12 protein-coding genes are annotated in these 13,445 nt (G+C 72.6%); 3 read left to right on the top strand and 9 right to left on the bottom strand.

The features are described 5' to 3' along the window. Window positions 1–22 precede the first annotated feature (22 nt). The 5 genes from ACIP5W_RS34200 to rimP form a co-directional block, all read right to left on the bottom strand. Entirely contained in the window at window positions 23–319 is a 297-nt protein-coding gene (locus ACIP5W_RS34200; RefSeq protein WP_401481707.1) for a DUF503 domain-containing protein, read from the bottom strand. Between the two features lie 179 nt (window positions 320–498). Next, a complete protein-coding gene (gene infB, locus ACIP5W_RS34195) occupies window positions 499–3,597 on the bottom strand; it encodes a translation initiation factor IF-2 (protein WP_401481705.1) in 3,099 nt (1,032 codons plus the stop codon). Between the two features lie 147 nt (window positions 3,598–3,744). Beyond that, the gene (locus ACIP5W_RS34190) at window positions 3,745–4,041 is read right to left on the bottom strand and encodes a YlxR family protein (RefSeq protein ID WP_401481703.1); all 297 of its coding nucleotides are present in this window, start codon (window positions 4,039–4,041) and stop codon (window positions 3,745–3,747) included. 164 nt (window positions 4,042–4,205) lie between these two features. Beyond that, complete coding sequence (nusA, locus tag ACIP5W_RS34185) at window positions 4,206–5,192, bottom strand: transcription termination factor NusA (protein ID WP_363092029.1); 987 nt, start codon at window positions 5,190–5,192, stop codon at window positions 4,206–4,208. A 2-nt stretch (window positions 5,193–5,194) separates the two neighbouring features. After that, on the bottom strand, window positions 5,195–5,731 hold the full coding sequence (rimP, locus tag ACIP5W_RS34180) for a ribosome maturation factor RimP (protein WP_401481701.1): 537 nt from the start codon (window positions 5,729–5,731) through the stop codon (window positions 5,195–5,197). 259 nt (window positions 5,732–5,990) lie between these two features. Between rimP and ACIP5W_RS34175 the strand changes: the two genes are divergently transcribed. From ACIP5W_RS34175 to ACIP5W_RS34165, 3 genes are read left to right on the top strand one after another with little or no spacing between them, the layout of a single operon-like run. Next, entirely contained in the window at window positions 5,991–6,617 is a 627-nt protein-coding gene (locus tag ACIP5W_RS34175) for a hypothetical protein (protein ID WP_401481699.1), read from the top strand. Further along, a complete protein-coding gene (locus tag ACIP5W_RS34170) occupies window positions 6,614–7,156 on the top strand; it encodes a ferritin-like domain-containing protein (protein WP_401481697.1) in 543 nt (180 codons plus the stop codon). The genes ACIP5W_RS34175 and ACIP5W_RS34170 overlap by 4 nt, the downstream gene beginning before the upstream one ends. Window positions 7,157–7,192: 36 nt before the next feature. Continuing rightward, window positions 7,193–8,086 (top strand): aminoglycoside phosphotransferase family protein, encoded by an 894-nt coding sequence (locus ACIP5W_RS34165; RefSeq protein WP_401481695.1) that lies wholly within the window; start codon window positions 7,193–7,195, stop codon window positions 8,084–8,086. Window positions 8,087–8,361: 275 nt separating this feature from the next. Here the strand turns inward: ACIP5W_RS34165 and ACIP5W_RS34160 are convergent, their stop codons facing one another. The 4 genes from ACIP5W_RS34160 to ispG all read right to left on the bottom strand — a co-directional run bounded on the left by ACIP5W_RS34160 (window position 8,362) and on the right by ispG (window position 13,143). Further along, a complete protein-coding gene (locus ACIP5W_RS34160; protein ID WP_401481693.1) occupies window positions 8,362–10,065 on the bottom strand; it encodes a proline--tRNA ligase in 1,704 nt (567 codons plus the stop codon). Between the two features lie 122 nt (window positions 10,066–10,187). After that, window positions 10,188–10,718, bottom strand: coding sequence for a GNAT family N-acetyltransferase (locus ACIP5W_RS34155; protein WP_401481691.1), 531 nt, complete (start codon window positions 10,716–10,718; stop codon window positions 10,188–10,190). A 107-nt stretch (window positions 10,719–10,825) separates the two neighbouring features. Beyond that, window positions 10,826–11,674 (bottom strand): GNAT family N-acetyltransferase, encoded by an 849-nt coding sequence (locus ACIP5W_RS34150; protein WP_401481689.1) that lies wholly within the window; start codon window positions 11,672–11,674, stop codon window positions 10,826–10,828. A gap of 311 nt (window positions 11,675–11,985) precedes the next feature. Next, a complete protein-coding gene (gene ispG / locus ACIP5W_RS34145; RefSeq protein WP_401481687.1) occupies window positions 11,986–13,143 on the bottom strand; it encodes a flavodoxin-dependent (E)-4-hydroxy-3-methylbut-2-enyl-diphosphate synthase in 1,158 nt (385 codons plus the stop codon). Window positions 13,144–13,445 lie beyond the last annotated feature (302 nt).

Raw genomic sequence — 13,445 nt, 5'->3', positions numbered from 1 at the left:
TCTCTTGCGTTCTCTGGTGTGGTCAGTCGTCGTCCTCGCCGTGGAGACGGCGTCGGACCGACAGCAGGTCCACCTCGGGGCGGGCGGCGACGAGCCGTTCGCACCGGTCCAGTACATCGGTCAGATGCTCCGTGTCCCCGGACACCACGGCCAGGCCGATGACCGCCCGGCGGTACAGGTCCTGGTGGTCCACCTCGGCCGCGCTCACCGCGTACTTGCGCTGGAGCTCGGCGACGATCGGGCGGACGACGGAGCGCTTCTCCTTCAGCGAGCGTACGTCGCCGAGGAGGAGGTCGAAGGACAGAGTCCCCACGTACATGTGCAACCGGTTCACCCGCCGGTACGGGATCGACGACCCTGTCCTGAGCGGACAGGGGCATCAAGAACGGTACAACGATCGCGGCCGCGGCTCGACGGGGTTTTCCCCGCTCACCGCCGCCGCAACGCCGCACCGGCCGGCGGGGACAGCGCCCCGCCGGCCGGCACGAACCGGGGGTGTCACACCCGCGGCTTCTCCCGCATCTCGTACGTCGCGATGACGTCGTCGATCTTGATGTCGTTGAAGTTTCCGAGGTTGATACCGCCCTCGTAGCCTTCGCGGATCTCGGTGACGTCGTCCTTGAAGCGACGCAGGCCCTCGATGTTGAGGTTCTCCGCGATGACCTTGCCGTCGCGGATGAGGCGCGCCTTGGTGTTGCGCTTGACCTCGCCCGAGCGGACCAGGACACCGGCGATGTTGCCGAGCTTGGACGACTTGAAGACCTCGCGGATCTCCGCCGTGCCCAGCTCGAACTCCTCGTACTCCGGCTTCAGCATGCCCTTCAGGGCCGCCTCGATCTCCTCGATCGCCTGGTAGATGACCGAGTAGTACCGGACGTCCACGCCCTCGCGCTCGGCCATCTGCGCCGCGCGGCCCGCCGCGCGGACGTTGAAGCCGATGACGATGGCGTCCGAGCCCATCGCGAGGTCCACGTCGGACTCCGTGACCGCACCGACGCCGCGGTGCAGGACGCGGATGTCGACCTCTTCGCCGACGTCCAGCTGGACCAGCGAGGACTCGAGGGCCTCGACCGATCCGGACGCGTCACCCTTGATGATCAGGTTCAGCTGCTGGACCTCGCCGGCCTTCAGGGCCGCGTCCAGGTTCTCCAGGGAGAACCTGCGCGTGCGCTTGGCGAAGGCGGCGTTGCGCTCGCGGGCCGCACGCTTCTCGGCGATCTGACGGGCCGTACGGTCCTCGTCGACCACCAGGAAGTTGTCGCCGGCGCCCGGGACGTTGGTGAGACCCAGCACCTGGACCGGAGTCGACGGACCCGCCTCGGCGACGTTGTTGCCGTTGTCGTCGAGCATGGCGCGCACGCGGCCGTAGGCGTCGCCCACGACCATCGTGTCGCCGACCCGCAGGGTGCCTCGCTGGACGAGGACCGTCGACACGGCACCGCGGCCGCGGTCGAGACGGGACTCGATCGAGATGCCCTGCGCGTCCTGGCTCGGGTTGGCCCGCAGGTCGAGCGAGGCGTCGGCCGTGAGGATCACGGCCTCCAGCAGCGAGTCGATGTGCAGACCCTGCTTGGCGGAGATGTCGACGAACATCGTGTCGCCGCCGTACTCCTCGGCCACCAGACCGAACTCGGTGAGCTGACCGCGCACCTTGGTCGGGTCGGCGCCCTCGACGTCGATCTTGTTGACCGCGACGACGATCGGGACCTCGGCGGCCTTCGCGTGGTTGAGCGCCTCGACCGTCTGCGGCATGACGCCGTCGTTGGCCGCGACGACCAGGATCGCGATGTCGGTCGACCGGGCACCACGGGCACGCATGGCGGTGAACGCCTCGTGACCCGGGGTGTCGATGAAGGTGATCTTGCGCTCTTCGTCGTTGACCTCGGTCGACACCTGGTAGGCACCGATGTGCTGCGTGATGCCGCCGGCCTCGCCCGCGATGACGTTCGTCTTGCGGATGGCGTCGAGCAGTCGGGTCTTGCCGTGGTCGACGTGACCCATGACGGTGACGACCGGGGGACGGACCACCAGGTCGTCCTCGTCGCCCTCGTCCTCGCCGAACTCGATGTCGAAGGACTCGAGCAGCTCGCGGTCCTCCTCCTCGGGGCTGACGATCTGAACCGTGTAGTTCATCTCGTCGGCGAGGAGCTGGAGCGTCTCGTCGGAGACGGACTGCGTGGCCGTGACCATCTCGCCGAGGTTCATCATGACCGCGACGAGCGACGCCGGGTTGGCGTTGATCTTCTCCGCGAAGTCGGTGAGCGACGCACCGCGCGACAGGCGAATGGCTTCGCCGTTGCCGCGAGGCAGCATCACGCCGCCGACCGACGGGGCCTGCATGGCCTCGTACTCCTGGCGCCTCTGCCGCTTCGACTTGCGACCGCGACGCGCGGGACCGCCGGGACGGCCGAAGGCGCCCTGCGTGCCACCGCGGCCACCGGGACCGCCGGGACGGCCACCGAAGCCGGGACGGCCACCGCCGCCACCGCCCGGACCGCCGGGACGACCGGCGAAGCCGCCGCCGCCGGCACCGGGAGCACCGGGACGACCGGCGAAACCGCCGCCGCCACCGGGACGACCGGCGAAACCGCCGCCGCCACCGGGACGACCGCCGCCACCGCCGGGACGACCGCCGCCGCCGGGACCGCGACCGCCGGGACCGCCGCCGGGGCGGGGGCCGGCAGCCGGACGCTGCGGCATCATGCCGGGGTTGGGACGCGGGCCGCCCGGACGCGGAGCGCCGCCCTGCGGGCGGGGCATGCCGGACGGGGACGGACGCGCGCCGCCCGGAGCCTGCGGACGCGGACCGCCGCCCTGGGCGCCGGGCGCCTGGGGACGGGGACCGGCGCCGGGGGCACCGGGACCGCCGGGACGCGGACCGCCGGGGCCGCCCTGCGGGCGCGGGGCCTGCGGACGGGCCATACCGGCGTTGCCGCCGGAGGTGAAGGGGTTGTTGCCGGGACGCGGACCGGCCGGACGGGCACCGCCCGGACGCGGAGCGCCGCCACCGGGGCGCTGGCCCTGCGCGGCGGCCGGGCGCTGGCCCTGACCGCCCTGCTGACCCTGACCGGCGGCCGGACGGCCGGCGGGACGGGGTGCGCCGGGACGCGGGGCCTGGGAGGCCGGCTTCTGGGCGGCCGGAGCGGCCGGAGGCGCCGGCGGAGCGGTGAACTCCGGGGCGGCCGGGGCCGGACGCGGCGCGGGCCGGGGACCCGGACGCGGGCCGGAGGCCGACGGCGCGGAGGCCGTGGGCGCGGGGGCCGACGGGGCGGCCGGAGCCGCGGACGCGGCGGGCGCCGCGGGCTGCGCCGCCGTCGGCGGCTTGGGGGCGGCCGGCCGCGGTGCGGCCGGGCCCGGACGGGCCGCCTGCGCCGGCGAGGGCGCCGCGGGCCTGGGGGCAGCCTTGCGCGGGGCGGGCTTGGCGGACTTGCCGCTGCCACCGCCCTGGAAGGCGTCAGTCAGTTTGCGGACAACGGGCGCTTCGATGGTCGAAGACGCCGAACGGACGAATTCACCGAGTTCCTGGAGCTTGGCCATGACGACCTTGCTCTCCACTCCGAACTCCTTGGCGAGTTCGTATACCCGGACCTTAGCCACTTCGCTCCTTTTAGGTCCGGGTGTGTCCGGACCGTCGCTACTTCATGGGCGTACTCATCGCGTGCTCATCGAGTGCTCATCGCAATCTCGACCTACTTCCAACTCGCGGGGTACCAGAGCCGCACGGAGGTTCCGTACGACGCCTTCTTACGGTGTTGCCTGCTCGGCAACGGTCGTCTGCTCGACGTACTGGCGCAACACCTTTGTGTCGAGCGCTCCCGGGGCTCGCAACGCCCTCGTGAACGCCCGGCGGCGTACCGCCTGGTCGAGACAGACCGGGGCGGGATGCAGATACGCACCCCGGCCGGGCAGCGTACCGCGAGGATCGGGGACGCATGCGTCCTTGATCGCCACGATGCGCAGCAGTTCCGTCTTGGCCGCCCGCTCCCGGCACCCCACACAGGTGCGCTCGGGGCGTGCTCGGGCGTGCGTCCGGCCAGACACAGTTAAGTCTACCTCCCCGCGGCGACCTCACCCCTTCGGGGCAGCGGTCGAACGGTTGCCGCGCGTATAACTGACGTGATCTGAGCGTGCTACGGCTTGGATCTATTCCCCGGGTGCGTCACCGGAGTCGTCTCCGGGTTCGTCCGCGAGGGTGATCCCCCGGCTCACTCGCCGGGCTGCTCGGTGTCCGGCCGGATGTCGATGCGCCAGCCGGTCAGACGGGCCGCGAGGCGGGCGTTCTGGCCCTCCTTGCCGATCGCCAGCGAGAGCTGGTAGTCCGGCACCGTCACGCGCGCGGAGCGGGCCGCCATGTCGACGACCTCCACCTTGGAGACCCGGGCGGGCGACAGGGCGTTCGCCACCATCTCGGCCGGGTCGTCCGACCAGTCGACGATGTCGATCTTCTCGCCGTTCAGCTCGCCCATGACGTTGCGCACCCGGCCGCCCATCGGGCCGATGCAGGCGCCCTTGGCGTTCAGGCCCGAACGGGTGGACCGTACGGCGATCTTGGTGCGGTGGCCGGCCTCGCGGGCGATGGCGGAGATCTCGACGGATCCGTCGGCGATCTCCGGCACCTCGAGCGCGAACAGCTTCTTCACCAGGTTGGGGTGGGTCCGCGAGAGCGTCACGGACGGACCGCGCACACCCTTCGCCACCCGGACGACGTACGACCGCAGGCGCATGCCGTGCGGGTACGTCTCGCCCGGGACCTGCTCCTGCACCGGCAGGATGGCCTCGAGCTTGCCGATGTCGACGAGCACGTTCTTCGGGTCGCGGCCCTGCTGGACCACGCCGGTGACGATGTCGCCCTCGCGGCCCGCGTACTCGCCGAGCGTCGCGTCGTCCTCGGCGTCGCGCAGACGCTGGAGGATCACCTGCTTGGCCGTGCTGGCGGCGATACGGCCGAAGTCGGACGGGGTGTCGTCGAACTCGCGGGGCTCCTGGCCCTCCTCGAGGTCCTCGGGGTCCTCCTTCGCCCACACGGTCACGTGACCGGATTCCCGGTCGAGCCGCACGCGCGCGTGGCGGCGGCTTCCCTCGGTGCGGTGGTAGGCGATGAGGAGGGCCGACTCGATCGCCTCGACCAGCAGGTCGAAGGAGATCTCCTTCTCCCGCACCAAGCCCCGCAGGGCGCTCATGTCGATGTCCACGGCTACGCCTCCTCCTCTTCCTTCATGTCCTTCTCGTCCTGCACGTCCTGCACGTCCTGCTTGTCCTTGCGGTTGAACTCGACCTGGACGCGGGCCTTGTCGATGTCGCCGAAGGCGAGCCTGCGCGTGGTGGCCCTGCGGCCCTTCACGCCCGGCACCTCGACGTCGAGGCCGTCGTCGTCCACGCCGAGGATGCGGGCGACGACCTCGCCGCCCTCGTGGAGCTGGAACTTCACCAGGCGGTCCGTGGCACGGACGTAGTGGCGGTGCTCGGTGAGGGCGCGCTCCGCGCCCGGGGTGCCGACCTCGAGGGTGTACTCGCCCTCGCCCATCGCGTCCGTCTCGTCGAGCTTCGCCGAGAGCGCGCGGCTCACATCGGCGATCCGGTCCAGGTCCGCTCCGGTGTCGGAGTCGACGACCACACTCAGCACTCTCTTGCGCCCGACGGAGTCCACGGTGATCTCTTCGAGGTCCAGCCCCTGGGAGGTGACGAGCGGTTCGAGCAGTTCTCGCAGCCTCTCGCTCTGGGTGGTGCTCATCCGGGTGACTCCTCGGCCGCGTGTGCTGTTGTGGGACGGTGCGCGTGTCTGGATCAAAGGGTATCCGGTCGCGGGGTGTGTTGCCGTCCACCGAGTGGCCCACCGGCGCCCTGCGACACCCGCCGGCGCCCGACGGGGCACGGGCGGTGCCGGTGAGTGGTGCCGGGCCGACGCGCGGGTACGGTGATCACGGGCCTGCACGCGCGTGAGCGGCCCGTGATCGGTTCCTTTCGTACGAGATCCCCCGAGGACGTCTGCCGTGCCGTTCCCGCCGCCTGTGCGCACCCCCTTTGGGCCGCGCCGAAGAACTCTGCTCGCCTCGGCCGTCGGGGCCGCCCTGCTGGCCGGGTGCTCCTCCGGCGAGGGGGCCACCGGGAAGAAGACCCCCGGCGACGACCCGTCGGCCTCGGCGCAGGAGCGTGCACGCGCGCGTGCCGCCGCGGACAGTGCGGGACTGGTGGAGCGCTACGACGCGGTCCTCGCCGTCCATCCGGCGCTGGCGGCGCGGCTGGCACCGCTGCGGGCGGAGGTCGTGCGGCATGTGACGGCGTTCGGCGGCGCGGAGGGGGGCGCCAAGGCGTCACCGTCGGCTTCGGCCTCCGTGCCCGCGTCGGCGTCGGCCTCCGGTCCGGCGTCGGTACCGGCCCCGGCGTCGTCGGCATCGGCATCGGCACCGGTTTCCGGGACGGTCCCGTCCGCGTCGGCCGCCGTCGTCCCCGCGACCGCCAAGGGCGCGCTCGCCGACCTGGCCGACGCGGAGCGGACCCTGGCGGACCGCAGGGTCGCGGCCCTGGCGGACGTGCCGGGCGAGCTGGCCCGGCTGCTGGCCTCGGTGGCGGCGGCCGGGGCGGCGCACGCGTACCTGCTGACGGAGGGGGACCGATGAGCGGGCGGAACACCGGTGAGGTCACGGCGCTCCAGGCCGCGCTGGCCGCCGAACACGCGGCAGTGTACGGCTACGGGGTGGTCGGCGGCCGGATCCGCGAGGAGCGGCGCACGGAGGCCCGGGCGGCGTACGACGCGCATCGGGCGCGGCGGGACGCCCTCGCACGCGAGGTGCGCGGTCTGGGCGCCGAGCCCATCGCCGCGAGCGCCGCGTACGCGCTGCCGTTCGCGGTGCCGGACTCCGCCGCGGCGCTCCGGCTCGCCGTCGAGCTGGAGGAACGCGTGGCGGGGGTCTACTCGGACCTGGTCCGGGCGGCCACCGGTGCCCGGCGCCGTGAGGCGGCCGGGGCGCTGCGGGAGGCCGCGGTCCGTGCGGCGCGCTGGCGCGGCGGGAGCGTAGCCTTCCCTGGTCTCGCCGAGCGGACCGGTGCGGAGACGGAACCGGCCGCCACCGGGGCCGGCGCCGCGGCGACGAGGGCGGGCTCGGCGACACCGGCACCCACCTCGACCCCGACCACGACACCCACACCGTCGGCGTAGACCGCAGCAGGAGCAGCAGGAGAGGACGACTCGCGTATGGCTTTCGAACCGCCGCAGCGTCTGGTCAGGGCGCTCGGTGAGAGCGCGCCGGACGGTGACGGCTGGTTGGAGAAGCTGCCGGAGACGGTCCGCCGGGCCGTCGCGCTACGCGAGTTGACCGTCGAGCGGGTGCAGGTGCCCGGCGGCCGCAGCAGCCTCGTGGTGCTGGTGCGGCGTGCCGACGGGACACCGGCCGTGCTGAAACTGGCCCCGCCCCGGTTCCGGCCGGAGGCGGAGCGGGCCGCGCTCGCCCACTGGGACGGTCTGGGCGCCGTACAGCTGGTGGCGGGCCCCGAGAGTGAGGGGGTCCTGCTGCTGGAGCGGCTGCACCCCGATGTGTCGGTGCGGTCGTTGCCGGAGGCGAAGGCGCTGCTGGAGGCGGCGGGAACACTGCGGCGGCTGTGGGTGGAACCGCCCGCCGGGCACTCCTTCGAGACGGTGGCCGAGCGGACCGGGCGTCAGGCCGCGGTGATGCGCGCGCGGGCCGGCGCGGACGTGGCCGGGCTCGTCGACGCGGCGCTCGCGGCCCGCGAGGAGCTGCTGGCCGCGCCGCCCGAGCACCGGCTGCTGCACGGGACGTTCCGGCAGAGCAAGGTGCTCGCGGGTGAGCGGATGCCGTGGCTGGCCGTGGGGCCGGACCCGGTGGTCGGCGAGTGCGCCTTCGACCTGGCGCGGCTGGTCCGGGACCGGGTGGAGGACCTGATCGCCTCCCCGTCGGGGGCGGCGACGACCCGGCGGCGGGTGAAGCGGCTCGCGGAGTCGCTGGAGGTGGACCAGGAACGGCTGCGGGGGTGGACGCTGTTCCGGGCGGTGGAGTCGGGCGTGCGGGCCCTGCGCGTGGGGCGGCCCAGGGACGCCGAGTTGTTGCTGGAGTTCGCCGGGTGGGTCTAGGGCATGTTTCGAAAGTCCCGTCCGCCCTTCGTGCAGACGACGCTACTTTCGAAACACACCCTGGGCCCCCGGGGGACGGTGGGATCGTGCCGGCCGTCCGTCGCCGCGGGTGCGTAGTGGTCCGCCGCACGACAGCCCCGCGGCCCTCGGGGCTGTCGTGCGGCCGTCCGTTCGAGAGTGTGCGTCTGCCGGTGGTCACGGCCGTTCCCCTGCCGTCAGGACGTTCTGTCGCGTCCTGCGGTCGGGGAACGGTCCGCGAGTGATCCGGGACGCGCCTACGCGGTCGTGAGGCGCGCGACGGCCTCGTCCACCGTCAGTTCCTCGCGCTCGCCGGTCCTGCGGTCCTTCAGCTCCAGGACGCCCTCGGCGGACCGGCGGCCCGCGACCAGGATCTTCGGTACGCCGATCAGCTCGGAGTCGGTGAACTTCACGCCCGGCGAGACCCCGGCCCGGTCGTCGACCAGGACGCGCAGACCGGCCGCCCGCAGCTTCTCGGAGACGTCGAGGGCCAGTTCGGTCTGGAGGGCCTTGCCGGCGGCGACGACGTGCACGTCGGCCGGGGCGACCTCGGCGGGCCAGCACAGGCCCTTGTCGTCGGCGCTCTGCTCGGCGAGGGCCGCGACCGCGCGGGAGACGCCGATGCCGTACGAGCCCATGGTGACGCGGACCGGCTTGCCGTTCTGGCCGAGGACGTCGAGCTTGAGGGCGTCGGCGTACTTGCGGCCCAGCTGGAAGATGTGGCCGATCTCGATGGCGCGGTCCAGCTTGAGGCCGGTGCCGCACTTCGGGCAGGGGTCGCCGTCCCGGACGACCACGACGTCGACGTAGGCGTCGACCTCGAAGTCACGCCCCGCGACGACGTTCTTCGCGTGCGTGTGCTCCTTGTTGGCGCCCGTGATCCACGCGGTGCCCGGCGCCACGCGCGGGTCGGCGATGTAGGTCACCTTGTCCAGGCCCTGCGGGCCGACGTAGCCGCGGACCAGGTCGGGGCGGCCGGTGAAGTCCTCGGCGGTGACCAGCTCGACGGCGGCCGGCGCGAAGTGCGCCTCGACCTTGTCCATGTCGACCTCGCGGTCACCGGGCACGCCGACGGCGACGATCTCGCCGTCCACCTTGACCAGGAGGTTCTTCAGCGTGGCGGAGGCCGGCACGCCGAGGGAGGCCGCGAGGGTCTCGATGGTCGGGGTGTCCGGGGTGGGGATCTCCTCGGCCGCGGGCACGGCGGAGGGGTCGACCGGCTGCGCCGCGTAGGTGATCGCCTCGGTGTTGGCCGCGAAGTCGCAGTTCGGGCAGTCCGCGAAGGTGTCCTCGCCGGCCTCGGCCGGGGCCAGGAACTCCTCGGACTTCGAGCCGCCCATGGCGCCCGCGGTCGCCGCGCAGATGCGGTAGTCCAGGCCGAGACGCTCGAACACCTTCTGGTACGCCTGGCGGTGCAGGGCGTAGGACGCGGCCAGGCCCTCGTCCTCGGTGTCGAAGGAGTAGGAGTCCTTCATCAGGAACTCGCGGCCGCGCAGGATGCCGGCGCGGGGGCGGGCCTCGTCACGGAACTTGGTCTGGATCTGGTAGAGGATGACCGGCAGGTCCTTGTAGGACGTGCACTGGTCCTTGACCAGCAGGGTGAAGATCTCCTCGTGGGTGGGGCCGAGGAGGTAGTCGCCGCCCTTGCGGTCGTTCAGGCGGAAGAGTTCGGGGCCGTACTCCTCCCAGCGGCCGGTCGCCTCGTACGGCTCCTTCGGCAGCAGGGCGGGGAGCAGTACCTCCTGGGCGCCGATCGCGTCCATCTCCTCGCGGACGATCCGCTCCACGTTGGCGAGGACCTTCTTGCCCAGCGGCAGCCAGCTCCAGACGCCGGCGGCGGTGCGGCGGACGTAGCCGGCGCGGACGAGGAGCTTGTGGCTGAGGACCTCGGCGTCCGCCGGGTCGTCGCGCAGCGTCTTCGCCATCAACTGGGACATGCGCTGGACCGGTGCGTTGGCCATGGTGTACGAACTCCTGCCGATCGGGATAATCGCCCCGCTCGGAACGGGCCGAGGATGGGGAGGGTGCTGCCTGGTGCGGCACTAGGAGGTTAGCCGGGAGCCCCGCGCGGCCGGAAATCCGTTTACGCCCGGCGCAGCGGGAGGGGGGCGCCCATCACGGCGTACGGGCGGGGGGCGCTGGGGAAGAGGACGCGGCGGGCCAGGTCCTGGTAGCCCAGGGAGTGGTACAGCGACCGGGCCGGGCTGTCGACGTCGATCGCGGAGAGGATCGAGCGCGGCTGGGTCGCGGTGTCGGTGATCGTGGTGATCAGGGAGCGGCCCGCGCCGCGGTTCTGGTGGTGCGGGTGGACGTGGAGTTCGGTGATGACGAAGGAGTCGTCGAGCCAGAAGTCGGTGCCGTTGGCGCGGAGGTAGGGCTCGACGACGGTGGACCACCAGTGGGCGCGGTCGTTGGGCATGCCGTAGACGAAGCCGACGAGTCTGTCTCCGGCGGTCGCGCCGTACGCCCGCGCGCCGGGGCTGGTCATGTGGCGCAGGACGATCTGCCGGCGGACGGCCACCTCGTCCGGGCCCAGTCCGAAGGCCACGGCTTGCACGGCGAGGGCCTCGTCCACGTGGGCGGGAAGGTCCAAGGGGCCGATGACGAGGTCCATGACGGGAGCCTACAGGGGGGCTTCGGTCGGTGGGTGCCGGGCGGATGTGGCAGGTCGTGCCCTGTGGCGGAGCCGGACGCGGTGCGGGGGGAGCGGTCCCGGGACCCTCAGAACAGGACGCTCATGAACGCGCCGACCTCCTCGAAGCCCACCCTGCGGTACGTCCGCCTCGCCGTCGTGTTGAAGTCGTTGACGTAGAGACTGACCACCGGGGCGACGTCCGCGAGCGCGTAGCGCAGTACGGCCGCCATGCCGGGGGCGGCCAGGCCCCTCCCCCGGTACTCGGGGGCGACCCAGACGCCCTGGACCTGGCAGGCCCGGGGCGTGGCCGCGCCGATCTCCGCCTTGAAGACGACCCTGCCCCGGTCGTCGAGGCGGGCGAACGAGCGGCCGGAGCCGACGAGTTCGGCGACCCGCGCCTGGTAGAGCAGGCCGCCGTCGCCGGCCATCGGGGAGACGCCGACCTCCTCGGTGAACATCGCCACGCACGCCGGCATGATCGTGTCCATCTCGTCCTTGCGGATGCGGCGTACGTACGGGTCCGGGGTGACGTCGTCCGGCATCCGGTCGGTGACCATGAGGGGCTGGCGGGCGCGGACCTCGCGGGCGGGGCCCCAGTGCGGTTCGAGGAGCCGCCACAGCAGGGCGGTGGCGTCGGCGGGGCCCACGATGGAGGAGCAGCGGCGGCCGGCCCGGCGGGCGCGGTCGGCGAAGGCGCGTATGGCGCGGGGGGTGGCGCAGATGGGGACCAGGTTCGCGCCGGCGTAGCAGAGGGACGTCAGCATGCCGTCCTCGTACCAGCCCCACATCTCGCCGCCGAGGCGCCACGGGTCCAGGCCCGCGACCTGCACCCGCGAGGTCACGAAGGCGTTGGTGACCGGCTCGCGGTCGAGGACGGCGAGGGCGGCGTCCAGATCGCTCGGTTCGAGGACCCGGGAGGTGGTCTGCGTCAACAAGTGCGGGGCCTCACACTGGGGTCTGCCTGATCTCCGCACTGTACCCGCCGGGATTGCGCGGCGCCGCCCGTCGTGCGGGGGCCTGTGCTGCGGCCCCGTGCGGGGGCCTTCGGGCCGGGGCGCACGGTTCCCCGTCGCCCCCGGACACCCGGGGGCGACACGGGTGGCCTTGCCCCCGCATGCGCGGGCCGTGCCGCGAGAGGGCGGGGGACGAGTCGCCGGGTGCCGCAGGCCGTCGTACCCGTGCGGGGGCGTTGCGGCCGGGCGCGCGGTTTCCCGCGCCCCTGGACGTCTGCGGCGATCGGCAGTGGTCAGCCGGCCACCGAGACCTGGGGTTCGCCGGAGGTCACGCCGTCGGACTCCATCTGTTCGGCGATCTTCATGGCCTCTTCGATGAGGGTCTCCACGATCTTGGACTCGGGGACGGTCTTGATGACCTCGCCCCTGACGAAGATCTGGCCCTTGCCGTTGCCGGAGGCCACGCCGAGGTCGGCCTCGCGGGCCTCGCCGGGGCCGTTGACCACACAGCCCATGACGGCCACCCGCAGCGGGACCTCCATGCCCTCCAGGCCCGCGGTGACCTCCTCGGCCAGCTTGTAGACGTCGACCTGGGCGCGGCCGCAGGACGGGCAGGAGACGATCTCCAGGCCGCGCTGCTTGAGGCCCAGGGACTCCAGGATCTGGTTGCCGACCTTGACCTCCTCCACCGGCGGGGCGGACAGGGAGACCCGGATGGTGTCGCCGATGCCCTGCGAGAGCAGCGCGCCGAAGGCCACGGCCGACTTGATCGTGCCCTGGAAGGCGGGACCGGCCTCGGTGACGCCGAGGTGCAGGGGGTAGTCGCACTGGGCGGCGAGCTGGCGGTAGGCCTCGATCATGACGACCGGGTCGTTGTGCTTGACGGAGATCTTGATGTCGCGGAAGTCGTGCTCCTCGAACAGCGACGCCTCCCACAGCGCGGACTCCACCAGCGCCTCCGGGGTGGCCCTGCCGTACTTCTGCAGCAGCCGCCGGTCCAGCGAGCCCGCGTTCACCCCGATGCGGATCGGGGTGCCGTGCTCGTTGGCGGCCTTCGCGATCTCCTTGACCTTGTCGTCGAACTGCTTGATGTTGCCCGGGTTGACCCGGACCGCGGCGCAGCCCGCCTCGATCGCGGCGAACACGTACTTGGGCTGGAAGTGGATGTCCGCGATCACCGGCAGCTGCGACTTGCGCGCGATCGTCGCCAGCGCGTCGGCGTCGTCCTGCGTCGGGCAGGCGACGCGGACGATCTGGCAGCCGGCCGCGGTCAGCTCGGCGATCTGCTGCAACGTCGCCCCGATGTCGGAGGTGCGCGTCGTCGTCATCGACTGCACGGACACCGGAGCGTCACCGCCCACCGCCACGGACCCGACCTGGATCTGCCGGCTCTTGCGGCGCTCGGCGAGCTTGGTCGGAACGGACGGCATGCCGAGAGAAATCGCAGTCATCTGCTGTGCAACCCCAAGTCGTGGATCAAGGTCCAGGTCCCGTCGGTGGCGGGCTCCCGGGTTCGAGATTACGGCACGGGCGCCGCTGCGCGGGCACTCCCCCGCTCTCGGAACACCCCGACGGGGCCACCCCCACCGGCCGTCGGACCCGCTCACGGGAAGGCGGCCCGGCACGAGTCGTGCCGGGCCGCCTCGAACGCCGTGCGGCTAGCTTGATCTTTAACCTGTGCGGCGTGGGCGCGGAGTGGTCGACTTCTTGGCCCGGGACGTAGTGGTGCCCGTCTTGCGGGGTGTGTGGACGT

Source organism: Streptomyces sp. NPDC088766, from assembly GCF_044750845.1.
Classification (GTDB): Bacteria; Actinomycetota; Actinomycetes; order Streptomycetales; family Streptomycetaceae; genus Streptomyces.
This window is presented reverse-complemented; position numbering and strand designations above follow the sequence as displayed.